17 protein-coding genes are annotated in these 18273 nt (G+C 65.1%); 7 read left to right on the forward strand and 10 right to left on the reverse strand.

Annotated features, from left to right (window positions below; genetic code table 11):
- Nucleotides 1-43 precede the first annotated feature (43 nt).
- Nucleotides 44-1861, reverse strand: coding sequence for an asparagine synthase (glutamine-hydrolyzing) (gene asnB / locus ACFULT_RS06000; RefSeq protein ID WP_378480932.1), 1818 nt, complete (start codon nucleotides 1859-1861; stop codon nucleotides 44-46).
- A 181-nt stretch (nucleotides 1862-2042) separates the two neighbouring features.
- Here asnB and purM point away from each other — a divergent pair, with 181 nt between their 5' ends.
- On the forward strand, nucleotides 2043-3140 hold the full coding sequence (purM, locus tag ACFULT_RS06005) for a phosphoribosylformylglycinamidine cyclo-ligase (RefSeq protein ID WP_094719501.1): 1098 nt from the start codon (nucleotides 2043-2045) through the stop codon (nucleotides 3138-3140).
- Between the two features lie 70 nt (nucleotides 3141-3210).
- Here the strand turns inward: purM and ACFULT_RS06010 are convergent, their stop codons facing one another.
- The 3 genes from ACFULT_RS06010 to ACFULT_RS06020 form a co-directional block, all read right to left on the reverse strand.
- On the reverse strand, nucleotides 3211-3426 hold the full coding sequence (locus tag ACFULT_RS06010; RefSeq protein WP_080732843.1) for a DUF3073 domain-containing protein: 216 nt from the start codon (nucleotides 3424-3426) through the stop codon (nucleotides 3211-3213).
- A 201-nt stretch (nucleotides 3427-3627) separates the two neighbouring features.
- The gene (locus ACFULT_RS06015; RefSeq protein ID WP_037104901.1) at nucleotides 3628-4269 is read right to left on the reverse strand and encodes an MOSC domain-containing protein; all 642 of its coding nucleotides are present in this window, start codon (nucleotides 4267-4269) and stop codon (nucleotides 3628-3630) included.
- On the reverse strand, nucleotides 4266-5396 hold the full coding sequence (locus ACFULT_RS06020) for a YgfZ/GcvT domain-containing protein (RefSeq protein WP_378481342.1): 1131 nt from the start codon (nucleotides 5394-5396) through the stop codon (nucleotides 4266-4268). The genes ACFULT_RS06015 and ACFULT_RS06020 overlap by 4 nt, the downstream gene beginning before the upstream one ends.
- 74 nt (nucleotides 5397-5470) lie before the next feature.
- Here ACFULT_RS06020 and ACFULT_RS06025 point away from each other — a divergent pair, with 74 nt between their 5' ends.
- From ACFULT_RS06025 to ACFULT_RS06045, 5 genes are all read left to right on the forward strand, one after another.
- On the forward strand, nucleotides 5471-6349 hold the full coding sequence (locus ACFULT_RS06025; protein ID WP_378480933.1) for an aminodeoxychorismate lyase: 879 nt from the start codon (nucleotides 5471-5473) through the stop codon (nucleotides 6347-6349).
- Between the two features lie 92 nt (nucleotides 6350-6441).
- On the forward strand, nucleotides 6442-7896 hold the full coding sequence (locus ACFULT_RS06030; protein WP_037104893.1) for a cytochrome ubiquinol oxidase subunit I: 1455 nt from the start codon (nucleotides 6442-6444) through the stop codon (nucleotides 7894-7896).
- 12 nt (nucleotides 7897-7908) lie between these two features.
- Nucleotides 7909-8952, forward strand: a complete 1044-nt coding sequence (gene cydB, locus ACFULT_RS06035; RefSeq protein ID WP_378480934.1) for a cytochrome d ubiquinol oxidase subunit II — start codon at nucleotides 7909-7911, stop codon at nucleotides 8950-8952.
- Nucleotides 8949-10628 carry a thiol reductant ABC exporter subunit CydD gene (gene cydD / locus ACFULT_RS06040; protein ID WP_378480935.1) on the forward strand — a complete coding sequence of 560 codons (1680 nt, stop codon included), beginning with the start codon at nucleotides 8949-8951 and terminating at the stop codon, nucleotides 10626-10628. The genes cydB and cydD overlap by 4 nt, the downstream gene beginning before the upstream one ends.
- Nucleotides 10629-12281, forward strand: a complete 1653-nt coding sequence (locus ACFULT_RS06045) for an amino acid ABC transporter ATP-binding/permease protein (RefSeq protein ID WP_378480936.1) — start codon at nucleotides 10629-10631, stop codon at nucleotides 12279-12281.
- A 213-nt stretch (nucleotides 12282-12494) separates the two neighbouring features.
- On the opposite strand, the gene ACFULT_RS06050 is transcribed toward ACFULT_RS06045, so the two are convergent.
- The gene (locus ACFULT_RS06050) at nucleotides 12495-13169 is read right to left on the reverse strand and encodes an FABP family protein (RefSeq protein ID WP_037104880.1); all 675 of its coding nucleotides are present in this window, start codon (nucleotides 13167-13169) and stop codon (nucleotides 12495-12497) included.
- A gap of 470 nt (nucleotides 13170-13639) precedes the next feature.
- Here ACFULT_RS06050 and ACFULT_RS06055 point away from each other — a divergent pair, with 470 nt between their 5' ends.
- Nucleotides 13640-15043 carry a cutinase family protein gene (locus tag ACFULT_RS06055; protein ID WP_378480937.1) on the forward strand — a complete coding sequence of 468 codons (1404 nt, stop codon included), beginning with the start codon at nucleotides 13640-13642 and terminating at the stop codon, nucleotides 15041-15043.
- A 63-nt stretch (nucleotides 15044-15106) separates the two neighbouring features.
- Here the strand turns inward: ACFULT_RS06055 and ACFULT_RS06060 are convergent, their stop codons facing one another.
- From ACFULT_RS06060 to ACFULT_RS06080, 5 genes are all read right to left on the reverse strand, one after another.
- Nucleotides 15107-15412, reverse strand: coding sequence for a DUF1416 domain-containing protein (locus tag ACFULT_RS06060; RefSeq protein ID WP_037104872.1), 306 nt, complete (start codon nucleotides 15410-15412; stop codon nucleotides 15107-15109).
- A gap of 2 nt (nucleotides 15413-15414) precedes the next feature.
- On the reverse strand, nucleotides 15415-16251 hold the full coding sequence (locus ACFULT_RS06065) for a sulfurtransferase (protein ID WP_037104868.1): 837 nt from the start codon (nucleotides 16249-16251) through the stop codon (nucleotides 15415-15417).
- Nucleotides 16252-16303: 52 nt separating this feature from the next.
- Entirely contained in the window at nucleotides 16304-16750 is a 447-nt protein-coding gene (locus ACFULT_RS06070; protein WP_255122692.1) for a DUF4395 domain-containing protein, read from the reverse strand.
- Nucleotides 16751-17045: 295 nt separating this feature from the next.
- On the reverse strand, nucleotides 17046-17480 hold the full coding sequence (locus tag ACFULT_RS06075; RefSeq protein ID WP_037104862.1) for a thioredoxin family protein: 435 nt from the start codon (nucleotides 17478-17480) through the stop codon (nucleotides 17046-17048).
- A complete protein-coding gene (locus tag ACFULT_RS06080; protein WP_037104983.1) occupies nucleotides 17477-18256 on the reverse strand; it encodes an LmeA family phospholipid-binding protein in 780 nt (259 codons plus the stop codon). Before ACFULT_RS06080 ends, ACFULT_RS06075 begins: the two co-directional genes overlap by 4 nt.
- Nucleotides 18257-18273 lie beyond the last annotated feature (17 nt).

Genomic DNA, 18273 nt, shown 5'->3' on the forward strand with positions numbered 1-18273 from the left:
CCTGCCCCAGTGCCTACATTTCCACTCACGTGCGGCGAAGCCGCTACAGACTGATGGTGTGGTCGGCCAGCCACGAGTTGATGCCGACGACTCGCTCCGCAGCGTGCCGGGCGTGCGGATCATCCTGAGCGCCCAGGATTTTCTCGACGCCGGTTCGGTCCAACAGGGCCGCGATCGGTGCGTTGGAGTCGTCCAGAACGGCGCCGAGCTCCTGCAGGATGGTTTTCGAGTACTGCGGATCCTGTGTGCTCGGGTACGGGCTCTTCACACGCTGCACGACCGACTGCGGCAGTAGATCTGCCGTCGCGGCACGCAGGAGGCTCTTCTCGCGGCCGTCGAAGGTCTTGAAGGCCCAGGGTGTACCGAACACGTACTGCACCAGGCGGTGATCGCAGAACGGAACCCGTACTTCCAGGCCCACGGCCATGCTCATCCTGTCCTTGCGTTCGAGCAGCAACGGAAGGAAACGAGTCAGGTAGAGGTAGGAGATCTCGCGCATCCGGGCTTCCAGTCCCGCATCACCGGGACGCCTCGGAACTTCCGCCAGCGCGCGCCGGTACTGATCTTCGTAGTACCCCTCCATGTCGAGCTGACGCTGCAGATCGAGCGAGAACGGTGACGTCGTGTCCCTGCCCTGTGCCATCGATCCGGCCAGCCACGGGAACGTATCGGCAGCAACCACTTTCGGATCGTGGAAATCGGCGTACCCACCGAACACCTCGTCTGCGGACTCGCCGGACAATGCCACCGTCGACTGCTCGCGTACCGCCTTGAACAGCAGATACAGCGAGGTATCCATGTCGCCGAGTCCCGGGTAGTCGCGTGCGGCGAGCACGGCTGCCCGGTGAACCGGATCGAGCAGGTCGTCGTTGCTCAGCACGATGTCCCGGTGATCCGACGCCACGTGCCGTGCCACGTCCTGCACGAACTTCGTGTCGGGGGCGTCGCGGAGACCGTCGGCGACGAAGTTGTCCGCGTACCCGACGAAGTCGACAGCGAACGACCGCACAGGGCCTTTGCCCTCGGCCGCGAGTCGACCGGCCGCGAGTGCAGTCAACGCCGACGAGTCGAGCCCGCCCGACAGAAGTGTGCACAGCGGAACGTCGGCGATGAGCTGTCGAGATGCAGTGTCGTCGAGCAGCTCTCGGACCGTACGGATGGTGGTGTCGAGGTCGTGAGTGTGCTCGTGATCGTCGAGGCCCCAGTATTTCACTTCGCGTGCACCCTGGGCGGACACTCGAACGACGTGACCCGGCGGAACCTCCTTCATACCGTCGAACACGGCGTTCGACGGGTCGGCAACGAAGCCGAGGAGTCGACGTAGTCCGTCGATGCCGACATTCTTGGAGGACAGTGAATTGGCAAGTATCGCTTTGGGTTCGGATCCGAACAGGACTCCGTCCTCGGTCTCGAGGTAGTAGAGGGGCTTGACGCCCAGGCGGTCCCGGACGAGGAGAAGTTCCTCGGTGGCGGTGTCCCACAGTGCGTACGCGAACATGCCGTTGAGTTGCGGGACCGCGTTCTCTCCCCACTTCTCGTGGGCACGGAGTACCACTTCGGTGTCACTGCTGGTTCGGAAGTCGCCGCCGATCACTCCGCGGAGCTCGCGGAAGTTGTAGGTCTCGCCGCTGTAGACGATGACGGCTTCGGTGCCGTCGGGCCTGTGGTGGATCATCGGCTGATGGCCGCCGGGTAGATCGATGATGGCGAGGCGACGATGTCCGAGGGCTGCGTGCTCGGACGTCCACAGTCCCTCGTCGTCGGGTCCTCGCCGGGTCATGGTGTCGGTCATGGCTCGCAGAGTCTGGTTTTCGCCTCGTAGATCTCGTCCGTAGGACACCCATCCCGTGATTCCGCACATATGTTGCCTCCTTGTCTGAAGTCCCCCGACCGACAATTCGATGCAACAAGAACGTTACGCGAACTAAATACTTTCGGCTAGATCCACGGCATTCCGCATCGACGGATCGGACTCCGGTACCGTTAGAGCGCAATTGCGCGCATTTGTCGTGCAACGATCACGAGTACAAGGCTGGAGCCGCATGACCGAGGAATCCCGAACACAGAGCGCATCCTCCTCGGGTGGTGCTTCCTACGCTGCGGCAGGCGTCGACATCGCCGCGGGTGACCGGGCCGTCGAGCTGTTCGCACCCCTGGCCAAGAAGGCATCGCGTCCCGAGGTCATGGGTGGCCTCGGTGGATTCGCCGGCCTCTTCGCGCTCAAGGGTGACTACCGCGAACCGATCCTCGCTGCGTCCACCGACGGCGTCGGCACCAAGATCGCCGTCGCGCAGGCCCTCGGCAAGCACGACACCCTCGGGCTCGACCTCGTCGCAATGGTCGTCGACGACCTCGTCGTGTGCGGAGCGGAACCTCTGTTCCTGCAGGACTACATCGCAGTAGGGCGTGTCGTCCCCGAGATGGTCGCAGAACTCGTCAAGGGCATCGCAGAGGGCTGCGTCATCGCCGGCTGCGCGCTCCTCGGCGGCGAGACGGCCGAGCACCCCGGGCTCATGGCCGACGGAGACTACGACCTCTCCGCCACCGGAGTGGGCGTCGTCGAGGCCGACGCAGTCCTCGGACCGGACCGCGTGCGTCCCGGTGACGTCGTGATCGCGATGGGTTCGTCGGGACTGCACTCCAACGGTTACTCGCTGGCGCGGAAAGTGCTGCTCGAGATCAACCACATGGACCTCGGCGGGCACGTCGAGGAGTTCGGCCGCACCCTGGGCGAAGAACTGCTCGAGCCGACGAAGATCTACGCGAAGGACTGTCTCGCACTCGCCGCGGAAACCGATGTGCGCACGTTCTGCCACGTCACCGGCGGCGGGCTGGCCAACAACCTCGGACGTGTGATGCCCGCAGGCCTCGTCGCAGAACTCGACCGTACGACGTGGAGCCCAGCACCGGTGTTCTCGCTGATCGCCCAGCGCGGACGCGTCGAGCGCGCCGAGATGGAGCAGACGTTCAACATGGGCGTCGGTATGGTCGCCATCGTCGCACCCGAGGACGTCGACCGTGCGCTGGCCGTACTGACTGCACGGCACATCGACTGCTGGACGCTGGGAACGGTGAAGAAGTCGAGCGACAAGTCCGCGGCCGAGCGTGCAGTGCTGCTGGGTAACCACCCGCGCTTCTGACGCGAAGACGAACGAAAAGGAGGGGGAGCCGCCGTGCGGCTCCCCCTCCTTTTCGTTGTCGAACTCGCTGTCAGCGTCGCCAGTCCTCGTATTCGTCTTCCTCGGCGCGGGAATAGCCGTCCGCGTCCGAAGAGGAAATGCCGCCCGAGGTGATACCGCCACGGTGGGAGTTGGACGAATGACCGGAGAGCTCTCTTTGCAGACTCTCCAAGTCCGTTGTCGGCGAGCTGTACTTCAGCTCACGAGCGACCTTTGTCTGCTTTGCCTTAGCCCTGCCTCGGCCCATGGCGTTGCCCCCTCGCGGACTTGCGGGGCGGCCTGGGGAAATTTGGGCGCCCCGTTAGATTTGGTATTTCTTCCTGGCACACACTCTAGCGCGCGAATCGCTCGGATGCTCATACGGAGTACGTGTCCGGCCTGTTTGCTTCATCTCACCGGCGTCGGCAGTGCCCGCAACCTGCGAATATGTGCTGAGTCTCGGTAAGAATCACGATTGGGTATGTTTTCGGAGCGCGAGCTTGGCGTCCCGTTCCACCTTCACCGGGAGATCGCCCCGACCGAGAAGCTCCGCCAGACCCTCGGGATTTCTGCCGAGAAACAGGTCTCGAACGGTCACGCCGTGCGACGGCACATCCTCGACCGAGATGCTCTCACCGCTTCGGAGGGCGCCCGGCGTGATCACCCGTAGATACGCCCCGACGTCGCCGCGCTCGGTGAACCGTTTGACCCAGTTGGGCTCGGCAACCCACCGAGCGAACGTCGAACACGGCTTGCGCGCAATGGTCACCTCGAGAACCACCTCACCGAGGCGCCACCGCGAACCGACCACGGCGTCGGTGACCGCGATCCCCGACGTCCGCAGATTCTCGCCGAACCACCCGGGCAAAATCTCACGCCCGAGATCGTCAGACCACCGAGCGGCCTCCGCCGAGTCGTAGGCGTAGACGGCCTGATCGCCCCCACCGTGGAACTTGGTGTCCACGCTGTAGTCACCGGTCACCCCGTCGGCGTGCACCAGGACAGGATGATCGACCGGACGCTTGTCGATCGCGCTGTTCACCACACCGCGCCGGCCCATTGGAACATCCGCGTGCACGACGCACACGGCGTCGACCCGTGCAGAGGTCATCGCCCGCGAAGACGGTCGACCGCGGCGCGTCCCGCCTGGACCTCGTCGTAGGCGGGGATCGAATCCGGGTCCATCGAGGCCGCACACGGACCGGCAGTGAGCTCGGTGTCGGCGGGGACGGTCCGCTTGACCAATGCCAGTGCGACCGGGCCGAGCTCGAAGTGATCGACGACGGTGCCGAGGCGACCGACGGTGCGACCACCCGCGGTCACCACATTGCCGGTGGTGGGTCTTCCGTCGGCGGAACCGTCGAGATGAAGAAGGACCAGGTGGCGAGGTGGACGACCCAGGTTGTGTACTCGAGACACGGTTTCCTGACCTCGGTAGCACCCCTTCTCGAGGTGGACGGCTCCGAGTTCGGTGACGCCGCCGATCCAGCGCACCTCGTGCGGGATGGTCTTCTCGTCGGTGTCGACGCCGACTCGAGGCCGGATCGACTCGACACGCAACGCCTCGAACGTCCACGTTCCGGCGGGGGAAGCACCGGCGTCGCGCAATCTGGTGAACCACTCGGCGAGAGAGCTCCGGGGAACCAGCAGGTCGAAGGCGTTGCGGCCCGGCCACGGCATCCGGCGTACGAAACCGCCATGGGTGAGCGGGGTGGCGTCGTAGATCTCGGCAGGAACCGTGGCGCCGACGGCGGCAAGAACAGCCTCGGCTTCGGCGCCCAGCAGGCTCAGCACCGCGAGTTCGCTGCCCTCACGGGGTTCTGCCTTCGACCAGAACACCATCTTCTTCAGGAACGACAACAGATCGGAGCCGTGCGCAGCTTCGGTGTCGATCCACGTGACCCCGTCCAGATCGGTTTGCACGAAGTGGTGCTCGACACGCCCGTTGACGTCGAGCGAGAGGTTCTCGGCGGAGTGCCCGTCGGCCAGATTCGACACGAGTTGGCTCGATATGGTGTTGAGCCAGGTCAGCCGCTCTTCGCCACTGATCGCGATCACGAAGCGATGGGACCGATCTATCACCGCGGCTTTGGACACCGCGTCCCGTTGTTCTCCGAACGGGTTTCCGTAATGCCACGCGACGGCACTGTCCGGCGTGTTCTCCGGGGACGGCACGGCGTCGGGGAAAGTCAGAAGAGGGCTCGGTGCGATCACAGCAGTATCCGACACGTCTTCCATAGTAGGTCGACGCGGTGACAGCGGGTCGTCGCGGGACGTGAAAACGGGCATCAGGACCCACGTAGGCTGCGTTCATGTCGGATCGCGTAGTAGTCACCTTGGACGGGCAGGTTCACGACGCGGACGCTCCGCTGCTGCATGCGGACGATCTCGCGGCCGTACGCGGCGACGGAGTGTTCGAGACGCTCCTGGTGCGCGGCGGAGCGCCGTGCGGTGTCGAACTTCACCTGGCCCGCTTGACGGCGTCGGCCGCAGCCCTCGACCTGCCGACACCGGACCTGGATTCGTGGCGCCTCGTCGTCGGCCTCGCAGTGGACGAATGGACTCGGACATCCGACGCGGAGGGTGCGTTGCGGCTGGTGCTCAGCCGCGGTCGCGAGAGCGGAGGAGAGCCGACGGGCTATGCGACGGTGGGGCCGCTGCACGAGCGGGTGACGAAAGCGCGAGACGAAGGTGTCTCGGTGGTCACGTTGAACCGCGGTTACTCGGTCGATTACGCGGCGTCCGCGCCGTGGGGGTTGCTCGGTGCCAAGACGTTGTCCTACGCGACCAACATGGCAGCACTACGGCACGCGGCGCGTCTCGGAGCCGACGACGTCATCTTCACCAGCAGCGAAGGACGAGTACTGGAAGGTCCGCGTTCCACCGTGGTGCTCGCACGCGGTAAGACTCTCGTCACACCCCCGGTGGAGCAGGGGATCCTCGCGGGAACGACGGTCGACGCCCTGTTCCAGGTGGCGTCGAGCAAGGGGTACACCTGTGAGCGCGCGAACGTCTACCCTGCCGATCTGATTGCGGCAGATGGTGTTTGGTTGATTTCGAGCATCACCCTCGCGGCCCGCGTGACGACGCTCAACGGCGTCGAACTTCCGGTACCGGCCATCGCCGAGGACGTGCGTTCCATGGTCGATCTGGCGGTCGAATCGATCGGAGACTCCGCCGCCGACGCTTGAGCTACTACTACGCGTAGTAGTACTCTCGAACTCGCTGGGGCACGCCCGTAAGCAGCGGTATCTTCCCCGCGGGCCGAGAGTTCGGAGTAGTCATGGACGCCTTGGACGTCTCGAGGTGGCAGTTCGGAATCACCACCGTCTACCACTTCATCCTGGTGCCGCTCACGATCGGTCTTGCACCGATCATCGCGGCGATGCAGACCATGTGGGTCATCACCGGGAAGGACTCCTGGTACCGCCTCACCAAGTTCTTCGGCAAGCTCTTCCTCATCAACTTCGCCCTCGGCGTCGCCACCGGAATCGTGCAGGAGTTCCAATTCGGAATGAACTGGAGCGAGTACTCGCGGTTCGTCGGCGACGTCTTCGGGGCACCCCTCGCGCTCGAAGGGCTGGTCGCATTCTTCCTGGAATCGACGTTCCTCGGCCTGTGGATCTTCGGCTGGAACCGACTGCCGAAACTCGTTCACCTGGCCACCATCTGGCTCGTCGCGATCGGCGTGAACGCATCGGCCTACTTCATCATCGCTGCCAACTCCTGGATGCAGCATCCCGTCGGCGCACGTTTCAACCCCGAGACCGGTCGTGCCGAACTGACGAGCATCTGGGAGTTGATGACCAACAGCACCGCACTTGCGGCATTCCCGCACGCTGTCGCAGGCGCGTTCCTGACGGCTGCGACCTTCGTGGCAGGCATCTCGGGCTGGTGGATGGTGCGCGAGGCGCGCGGTAAGTCGAAGGGCGAGGGACGAAGCGAGAACTCGCGCAGCATGTTCCGTCCTGCGGCTCGGCTGTCCTTCGTCGTCATGATCGTCGCGGGCGGCGCACTCGCGATCACCGGAGACATCCAGGGCAAGCTGATGTTCGAGCAGCAACCCATGAAGATGGCGTCGGCAGAATCGTTGTGCGATACGGAGACCGGTGCATCGTTCTCGCTGCTGACCGTCGGAACCCACAACAACTGCGAGTCGGTGAAACACCTGATCTCGATCCCCGGCCTGACGTCGTTCCTCGCCGAGAACGATTTCGGCGCAACGGTCCAGGGGGTCAACCAGCTGCAGGAACAGTACGAGCAGCAGTTCGGACCCGGTAACTACAAGCCCAACCTGTTCGTCACCTACTGGGCATTCCGAATGATGATCGGCCTCGCCGCCGGATCGGCACTGCTTGCCCTCGCCGGCCTGTGGGTCACTCGCGGCGGAAGGGTACCGGACCAGAAATGGTTCTCGTGGCTCAGCCTCGCCGCGATTCCGACGCCGTTCCTCGCCAACAGCGCCGGTTGGATCTTCACCGAGATGGGACGCCAACCGTGGGTGGTGGCACCGAATCTGAACGGAATCGACCAGATTCGGCTGACCGTGGACCAAGGCGTGTCCGACCACCCGGTGGGTCTGGTCGTCGCCTCGCTCGTGACCTTCACGCTGCTCTACGCCGCCCTCGGATGTGTCTGGTTCTTCCTGATCAGGCGCTACGTGATCGAAGGACCGCTCGAACACGACGAACACCCCCACGAGGACGTCGATTCCGAACAACTCTCGTTCGCGTACTAGAGGAAGACGACCATGGGACTCCAAGAATTCTGGTTCATCGCGATAGCGGTCCTGTTCACCGGATACTTCGTCCTCGAAGGCTTCGACTTCGGCGTCGGAATGCTCATGCCTCTCCTTGGCCGTCACGCCGATGCAGAGGTGGGGGAGAAGAGGCGCAGGGCTGTCCTCAACACCATCGGGCCGGTCTGGGACGGTAACGAGGTATGGCTCATCACGGCAGGCGGGGCGTTGTTCGCGGCCTTCCCGGAGTGGTACGCCACGCTTTTCGCCGGCTTCTACCTCCCGTTGCTGCTGATTCTCGTCGCGTTGATCCTGCGGATCTGCGCCATCGAGTACCGCGGCAAGATCGACGATCCGGTGTGGCGTCGGCGGTGCGACCTGGGTATCGGTATCGGATCGTGGGTGCCCGCAGTGTTGTGGGGAGTGGCGTTCGCCAATATCGTCGGCGGGGTGGCGATCGACGAGAACAAGAAGGTCACAGCCGGGCTTCTCGACCTGCTCGGTCCGTACGCGCTGCTCGGCGGCGCGACGATGGCACTGGTGTTCGCGCTCCACGGAGCAGTCTTCATTGCGCTCAAGACCTCCGGCGACGTCCATGAGGATGCCGTGAAAATTGCTGTGCGGCTGTCGATCCCAGCTCTCGTCGTCGGCGGCGGATTCGCCCTGTGGACCCAACTCGCCCACGGCACGACGTGGACGTGGATTCTCGTCGGCGTCGCCGCGGCATCGTTGATCGCGGTGGTCGTACTGACTGCCAAGGTCCGCGAAGGGTGGGCGTTCGTGTTCACCACGGTGGCCGTCATCGCCGTCGTCGTGCTGATGTTCGGGTCACTGTTCCCCAACGTCATGCCGTCGACGACGGATCCCGCCTTCAGTCTCACCGTCGAGAACGCGTCGTCGAGTCCGTACACGCTGAAGGTGATGACTTGGGCAGCAGCGTTCATGGCGCCCGTCGTGATCGGCTACCAGGCCTGGACGTACTGGGTGTTCCGCAAGCGCATTTCCACCGCTCACATTCCTGATTCGATCGGATTGTCGCTCGGTCGTTCCAAGTGAGTACGACTGCCACGGCCGGCCGCGGACCGGTGGATCCACGGCTGTGGCGCTACTCGCGATCCGCACGTCGGTACCTCGTCCTCATCGTCGTACTCGCCCTGATCGACACCGCGGCCGTCGTCGTGTCCGCGGTGATGCTCGGCACCGTCCTCGCGGGCGTCATCACCTCCGACGCCCGCGAGATGTCCGACTGGGCAGCGCAGCTGTGGATTCTCCTGGGCGCCATCGTCGTTCGCACCCTCGCGGCGTGGTTGCAAGCGCGGTACGGCCACCGTGCCGCGTCACGAGTCGTGGAGGAGATCGAGAACGAAGTCCTCGATGCGGCGTCGCACATGGATCCCCGGGACCTGGACTCCGAACGCGAGTCGATCGCGATCGTGGTGACGCGTGCACTCGGCGGCCTCGCGCCGTACCTGACCGGATACGTGCCGTCGCTCGTGCTGGCCGCGACCCTCACTCCCATCACGCTCGTGGTCATCCTCACCGAGGATCTCACGTCGGCTCTGATCATCTTCTTCACTCTCCCGCTGATCCCGATCTTCATGATCCTGATCGGATTGCTGACCAAGGGGCGCGCGGAGAAGACGCTCGAATCGATGACGAGATTGTCCGCGCAACTGCTCGATCTCGTCGCCGGCCTTCCGACGCTGCGCGCACTGGGCCGCGAGCGTGGCCCGGCGGCGAGAGTCCAAGCGCTCGGCGACGCGCACCGCCGAGCGACGATGCGGGCGCTGAAGATCGCGTTCCTGTCCTCGATGGTGTTGGAATTGCTTGCGACGCTGTGCGTTGCCCTCGTCGCCGTCAGTATCGGACTGCGACTCGTGTTCGGCGACATGGCGTTGGAGGCAGGCATCATCGCACTCGTACTCGCACCGGAGGTGTACGTGCCGTTGCGTCGCGTCGGAGCCCAGTTCCATGCCGCGGAAGACGGAGTTGCCGCCGCCGACAAAGCATTCGCGATCCTGGACCGACGTGCTCCGGCCGCGCCCGGAACGGCCGTCGTCGACGCCGCGGGAACCGGAATCAGATTCGAATCGGTGTCCGCGAGGAGCGGAGCGTCCCGAGAACGCGAATCCAGGGGAACCCGGGCACCATGCCAACTGTCGGCCGACATCGCACCCGGACTCGTCACCGTGCTCGCCGGACCCAACGGTGCGGGCAAATCGACGGCGCTGAACATCCTGCTCGGGCTCACCGAGCCGTGCGAGGGCCGAGTGCTCGTCGGCGACCTGGACGCCCGCAGCCTCGACCTCCGATCGTGGTGGGATCAGATCGCCTGGCTGCCGCAGCGGCCGGTACTGGTACCGGGAACCTTGCGGGAGAACCTCGAATTCACCGGCAGCACCACCGATGTGCTGGGCGACACCGCTGCCGCACTCGGATTCGATCGAGTCCTCGCCGACCTCCCCGACGGCTGGGAGACGAAAGTCGGCACAGGCGGCGTCGGACTGTCGCTCGGCCAACTGCAGAGACTTGCCCTGACCCGGGTCTTGTCCTCCGACAAACCCGTCCTGCTGCTCGACGAACCGACCGCGCATCTCGACGACGCAGCCGAGGCACTCGTACTCGCGGCCCTTCGCGAGATCGCCGATCGAGGGAAGACCGTGATAGTCGTCGGGCACCGACCGTCGGTTCTGGCGTGGGCCGACGTCGTGGTGAACGTGAGGGCCGAGTAGATGTACACCGATCTCCGACGAGCACTCGCACTGTTCGAACTCCGCCCCGCGAGAGTCGCGACGAGCGTGGCCGCGGGCGTCGCGACGCTGGGCAGCGCTCTGACGCTCGCCGCCGTCTCCGCCTGGCTGATCACGCGTGCATGGCAGATGCCGCCGGTGCTCGACCTGACCGTCGCCGTCGTCGCCGTGCGAGCCCTCGGCATCTCCCGTGGCGTCTTCCGCTACCTCGAGCGCCTCGCCACGCACGACACCGCTCTCCGCGGAATGACTTCGGCACGCACCGGGCTGTACGAGCGGCTCGCCGACGGCAATGCTCGCGCAACTCTGGACCTGCGCCGCGGTGACCTGATGGCACGGATAGGCGCCGACATCGACGCCATCGGCGACGTCGTCGTTCGCGCCCTCGTTCCGATCTGCGTGTCCGCGATACTGATGATCAGCGCAACCGTGCTGATTGCACTGATCTCACCGAGCGCAGCGCTGATCCTGTTTCTCGCACTGCTGCTCGCCGGCGTCGTCGCACCGATTCTCGCCGCACGCGCAGCCCTGATCACCGAAACCGAAGGCGTCGCCGCACGAACCGAATTCATGGACATCGCGGTACGCGCTCTCGACCACGCACCGGAACTGAGAGTCGCCGGAAAACTGACACGAACCCTCGCCGACGCCTCCGCAGCCAACCGGTCCGCGGTGACCGCCCGCGACCGCGCATCGATGCCCACCGCCTTCGCCGACGCGGCTCTTCCACTGTCCATCGGCGCATCCGTGCTCGGATCGTTGCTCATCGGAATCTCGCTGTACGGCAGCACCGAGAGCGCGCTGACGCCCATGGCACTGGCCATCATCGTGCTGGTTCCACTGGCGGCATTCGAAGCGACATCGGTCCTGCCGGCCGCTGCGGTGACTCTGACGCGCGCGCGGCTGTCCGCGTCGCGCATCACGGCGCTGTTGGACGACGCCGACGCGCCCGAGCCTCGACGGGTGGGCACAGGCGCGGCGCTTCCGGGGCCGCACGACGCCGCCAGAATCGCCGTCGTCGGGCCGAGCGGCGTGGGCAAGACGACGCTGCTCATGGAACTGGCAGGGCTCGTCCCGTCGGACAGTGAACTGGGGAATGCAGAACTGCCGGGCGCGCGGTTCTTCGCGGAGGACGCCCACGTGTTCGAGACGTCGGTACTCGAGAATCTTCGGGTCGTCCGAGGCGACGTCGACGCCGACCAGGCACGAGCGGTGCTGACGAAGGTCGGCTTGGGGGATTGGCTGGACCAGCTCCCGGACGGCGTCGACACCACTCTCGTTGCCGGTGCTGCCTCACTGTCCGGCGGTCAGCGCCGACGGCTCCTGCTGGCGCGCGCTCTGCTGTCCGACGCGCCCGTGTTGCTGCTCGACGAGCCGACCGAACATCTCGACGACGTGTCCGGGTCCGATCTGATCCGGCGGTTGCTCGATCGCGACGGCGGCCTCGTCGACGAGGACAAAACGGTTGTTCTCGTCACGCACCAGCTGCCGCCGGACACCCGTGCGGACCAGGTCGTGGACCTCGGGCGTTCGCTGTCGGCCGAACTCGAGAAAAACCCTTTGCGAGCCTCCAAATCCGGGCGTACGTTGTCGAGTACACGAGAGAGGAGGTGGTCTGAAGTTGAAGAACTCTAGGACGCGTGAGGTGGCTGCCAGCTAGCCGCTACCGCTGACGGATTCTTCTACCGCGCGAGCGGCGAGCGAATCCACGGCAGCTACCCGGCCCCCGAGCCCTCGGTCCGTCCGACCGAGACCTGCATCAGCGCAGGTATGGCTCGGGGGCCGTTCGCATGCTCACGGTTGGTGGGGCTGGATCAGCCGATGTACTGGATCAGCCGATGTACCGAATCAGCCGATGTAGCGAGAGAGCCGGGCGGAGAGCCGCGGAGCGAGTTCGCCGTCGGCTCCGATGCGTTCCTCGACGTAGGCGAGGTCCGCGCCTTCGACAATGCCGTACAGGCGCTTCGCGCCGCCGACGAGCGCCCCGGACGTCGACCGGATGACGACGTCGGTGGCGAGCTCCCACGACGACTGATTGAGTGCGTGGCCGTAGTACAGCTCGACGACGCCGGTGCTGTGAGTCAGAAGCAGTTCGATGACCTCTTCGTTCTCGGTGCCCTTCTCTCCGTCGCCGCCACTGACCCGCCAGAAGCCCGTCTCGCGGAGATCGGGGTGCGCGTAGTTGCCGTCGGAGTCCAGACGCCAGGAACGAGATTCCCAACCCAGATACGCGCCGCCGTCGTGGGAGACGACGATCTGCTGACCGAAGGCGTACTCCTCGCCCGATTCCGGGTCACGGCCCTCGCCCTCGCCGCGCCACACACCGACGAGCGGCAGCAGTGCGAGCAGCGCGGGATTCAGATCCGGCCCCAGCCGCAGATTCGCCGTGTCCTCGGGATGCGGCAGATCCGGCAGCGTGGGGATGTTGCGCGTCGACGAGGACGCGAATTTCTCGGCTGCCTCGGCAATGGCCTCGTTGGCAGACCGGGTTTCGTCCGATTCGTCGGCGGCGCGATCACTCACGATTCGTCGGTGACCAGGCGGTAGACGACATAGAGCGAGAACGCGATGATGGCGACTGCAGCGACGGCGAGCAGTACCTCGAAGAAGATGACCACGTCGCCGAGTTTAACCCCAGCCAGGTCCACGATCGAACCGCGCCCCGACATTCGCGTCAACGCAATAGTGGCTTCTCACTGACGATCGCCGTCGGAAATGGTCCGATTCACTTCCCGTCTCTACAGATCGCGTTCTGCACGGTACGTTTCTTCTGGCGTCGGGTCGGGGGAGTATCGAGACCCGGCGCTGACGGCTGTCGAAAACGTTTCGAAGTTTTGGGGAAGGACCCGTACATGCAGCGCCGATCACGTGCTGGCTCTTGGCTGTTCACGACCGCGACAATTGCAACGGCCCTGCTGTTGGTGGTTCCCACCGCAGCCTCGGCTGCACCGGACAGCGGCTCTGTGGACAGTGGCTCTGTGGACACTGGCTCTGTGGACACTGGCTCTGCGGACAGTGGTTCGTCCTCCGGATCGTCGGACGAGCCGAACATCGACCCCAACAACTACGCCCAGGATTGCCCGGACGTACTGATGCTCGCAGTGTCCGGCGCGACGGACTCCGACGCAGACCGTGACCCCCTGAACGAGGAGCCGCGGTCCCCGGCGTCGAACTGGGTGGGAAATGTCACACTTCCCGTCGGGCAGGCGAACGCGAACAGTCCCGGCTCCGTCGGTTGGCTCTACGTCCCGTACCCGTCGACCTACGGCGTCGGCGTGCTCTCGGACGTCGACACCTACCAACAGTCCGTCGCAGAAGGCGTCGCCTCCACCAACCGACTGCTCGACCAGTACAAGACCACATGCGGCGACGACACCAAGTTCGTTCTGCTCGGCTACAGCGTCGGCGGTGAAGTCATCGAACGTGTCTCCATGGAGCTCGGTCATCGTGATCCGGCCGCGCTGGTCACCGGAGACGACATCGCAGGGGTCGTCATGATCGGTGCGCCGTACCGACCGGCGGGTGTGCCGAACTTCGACGAGCCCGGCCCGACCGACGGTGGCTTCCAGTCGCAGACCGCCAAGGACTACGGAACGCTGAACGACAAGGTGACGTGGTCGTGCCGACCGTACGATCTGGCCTGCGACGCGCCGGACAACATCGTCGCGCTGCAGTTGGCCCTCGGCATTCTGGGACAGATGCGGCTGACGATTCTCAACCCGCTGCAGACCGTCGCCGATTTCGCGCGGGCCGTGAGCTCCATCGCCACCCGCGCCATCGTGGACATCGCCACCAACAAGGATTGGCTCGAGTCCGACGAGACGCTGCTCGAAGTTCTGCTCAAGGTGTCCGATCAGCTCTACGAGGTCGACGAACAGAAGGCGTGGGAGCAGTTGACTCCCGACCAGCTTCTCGCCGATCTCAACTGGGCTCTCGGCCCCGGTGCGGACAAGGTGCGCGAGAAGCTCCGCCAGGAGGGTGAGGGCCTCGTGGAGAACAACAAGGGCATCGTCGACGTCGTCGTCGGGCCGTACATCTTCATCGGATTCCTCCAGCACCTCCTGTACTGGAACAACAACCCGGGCGACGGCCGCGAATGGGAGAGCGAGAAGATCGTCGCCTGGGTGACCGATCTGGCGCAGACCGAACGCGAACGCAAGAACACCGACGACGCACCCCCAGCGCCGGATGCCGAGCCTCTCCCCGAGGCTGCGCGTGAGCCGAATCCGCAGACGTTGCCTACCCCGGGCACCGTCACGCGCGACAGCGATCTGGGCGCGTTCCTGGAGTCGCTGAACGTGGTTCCCCCCGGAGTCTTCTCGCCGCAGTACAGCGTCGTGCCGGATCCGACGACCGAGCCGAAGACCGAGATCGTCCCCGAGACGACGCAAGGCTGACACCGCACGGAAAAGAACCCCCGCACCGATCGGTGCGGGGGTTCTTTCGGCCTACGGGAGAGATCAGACTCCGACGGTCACGTTCGCCGAATGGATGCCTGCGCCCTCCGGCGCGATGTCGGCCTGGCCGTTGCCCGACGCCGACAGTGCGCGCAGCGTCCAGTTGCCGGGAGCTGCGAAGAAACGGAAGTCTCCGGTGCCCGACGCGACAACCTCGGCGGTGAACTCACCGGTGCCGTCGAGCAGGCGCACGAACGCACCGCCCACAGGCTCCCCGTCGCCTCCGAGGACACGACCGGTGATGACGGTTTCCTTCTCGACGTCGACGCCTGCCGGAATGGCCTGGCCCTGAACGGGTGCAGCACACATGATCAGTGAACCTCCAACTCGATGGGTGCTCCGACGAGGGAGCCGTACTCTACCCAGCTGCCGTCGTAGTTCTTGACGTCCGACTTGCCGAGAAGTTCCTTCAGCACGAACCAGGTGTGGCTCGAACGCTCGCCGATGCGGCAGTAGGCGATGGTGGCCTTGCCGTCGTCGTAGCCCTTTTCCTTGTAGAGCGCCTCGAGGGCGTCGTCGTCCTTGAAGGTGCCGTCCTCGTTGGCGGTGGTGCTCCACGGGATGTTGATGGCACCGGGGACGTGGCCCCGCTGCTGCGCCTGCTCCTGCGGGAGGTGTGCGGGGGCGAGGATCTTGCCGGAGAACTCGTCGGGCGAACGCACGTCGACGAGGTTCTTGTTGCCGATCGCGTCGATGACCTCGTCGCGGAAGGCGCGGATCGACAGGTCGGGAGCCTCGGCGCGGTACTGCGTCGCCTCACGGGTGACGACGTCCTTCGACAGCGGGCGGCCGTCGAGTTCCCACTTCTTGCGGCCACCGTCGATGAGCTTGACGTCCTTGTGGCCGTACAGCTTGAAGTACCAGTAGGCGTAAGCAGCGAACCAGTTGTTGTTGCCGCCGTAGAGGACGACGGTGTCGTCGTTGGAGATGCCCTTCGACGAGAGCAGATCCGAGAACTGCTCCTGGTTCAGGAAGTCGCGACGAACCGCATCCTGGAGGTCCTTGCGCCAGTCGAGCTTCACTGCGCCTTCGATGTGACCGCCGTCGTAGGCGCTTGCGTCTTCGTCGACCTCGACGAAAACGGTCTTCGGGGCGTTCAGGTTCTGCTCGGCCCAGTCGGCAGAGACCAGGACGTCGGAGCGAGCCATGGGTTTCCTTTCGATCTTGTGCGTTACTTCGGTCGGTGGAGGGGTCGAGCGTTCAAGCGCGTGCGGATTGTGTCCGCAGTCGCGCTACGAGGGGATAGATCTGGCAGCCCAGGCAGAATGCGAAGGCTGCGTTCAGGAAGGCCGCGAACAGCGCGAAGCCGGTCGCGATCGTCCCGACGAGGGGAGTGCTGAGTGCGAAGCCGAGCACACCGATTGCAGCGAACAGAAAGCCGACGAGCTGGGCGAACTTCAGCGGTGCGACGGGTTCACGTTCGGTGGTCGGTCCGAGTCGCGGCGCGATGAAGTGTGCGAAAAGCGACCCGTACGGGCTCTTCCTCGGCCCGCGTGCCGCGCCGATCGCGAACACGACGGCCTGAACCGCCAGGATCACCGCAGCAACGGTGCTCTGGAAGGTGGAGAGAATCAGAACGAGTACGAGAACTGCCGTGGTGATCCACGCTGCGAAGCGTGGCCCCCGGACGTCGACCTGGTCGACCACGGCCGAGGAAGCTGTGGACGGGGGAGATTCTGGGGACGATGGAGATTCTGTGGACAACGGTGCTCCTGCGTGCTGGGCTGATGACAGACAACTGCATGGGCGCGGCGAACACGAAGGATTCGCCGACGATCTCGAACCGGATGGATGCGCGGCCACGAGGCCGGCGGTGAGATCAGTGGCAGCGACAGCAACAACCGCCCAGTCGGCACAGATCGACCGTGCGGCGACTGGTGAGCATCAGCTCGTGGGCGGTGAACACACCGAGCATCCTACCGGACGTCGCGGACCAGCAGAACTACAGGTTCTCGAGGGCCGAACGGAGGGCGTCGGCCTTCGGAACCCCGGAAATCCTGGCTCGTTCCACCAGGTCGGCGTCGAGCACGAACGTCGTCGGCAGAGACAGGACGCCCATTTCCTTCGCGAGGACCGGGTGAGCGTCGATGTCGACTTCGAGCTCCTGGGGTCCGTTCTGTGCCGTTGCTCCGTCGGTCGACCCGTCGATCACCTGGCCCACGACCCGGCGGACGGCAGCACACGGGCCGCACCACTCCGCCGAGAAGTGCAGAACCGTCGACGTACCCGGAACGGCTCCGGCGTCGAGAAGCAGGGTTCGGCGACCGGCCGAACCTTCCGAGTCGGTGACGCGCACCGTGCCGGACCGAGACCGGAGAACCAGTCCGACAATCGTGGCGACGACGAGTGTCACCACGAGAATTGTGATTCCGGTCATGGCTTCTCGATCTGCTCGAGATCGATGGTCACGTCCTTCGCATTGCCCTCGATCACGATCTGCGAACCCTCCGCGTAGACATCGGTCGGGAGAATCCCGAACGGCAGCGTCTGCCGGTCGATGGTCTTGGTGAAGAGCCCGAGCACCGCAGGCTTCGCGAAGTCCGGAATGCTGAAATCGGCGTTCCCCTCCGGGCCGAAGTAGAAGTCGCTCGCAACGATGTCGACACTGTCACCGTCGAGGATGAGGTCCGCTTGGACGGCGACCTTGGTCTCGACCGGGCCGACGGGGACCGTGCCGGTCAGGACGACGCCGCCGTTCGTGGTCATACCGGAGCCGCCGGACCCGCCCGTGCCGTCGGACTTGTCCGCGGGGGGAGCGGAAACCTGCAGGTCGACGATACCGAGGAACCGTCCGAGGTCGGTTGCCTCGATGCGCACTCGGCCGTCGAGTTCGTCGACGGGCACTGCTCCCACCGACCCGTCGACGAGGTCGGAGAGGGGTACCGCGACGCCGCGGAGGTTGGCCTCGATGGTCGTCGAGTCCACGTAGTCGGTCGGTACGTCCTGAGCGCGGATCTCCACGTTCTGATACTTGCCGTCGGCGGCCTGGGTCAGGAACGGGAATCCGTGGACGATCACCTGCGGGTCGGAGGTCAGATCTCCGCCGTCGCGAATTGCGCGTGAGACGCGGTACTCGGAGTACGCGGCCGCTCCGAAGTCCACGACGACGGCAAGTGCCAGCAGGCTCACGAGTCCGATGATCAGTTTGCGCATGACGCCCATTGTGACCG

This window comes from Rhodococcus sp. NPDC057297, assembly GCF_042667435.1.
In the GTDB taxonomy this organism is placed as follows: domain Bacteria; phylum Actinomycetota; class Actinomycetes; order Mycobacteriales; family Mycobacteriaceae; genus Rhodococcoides.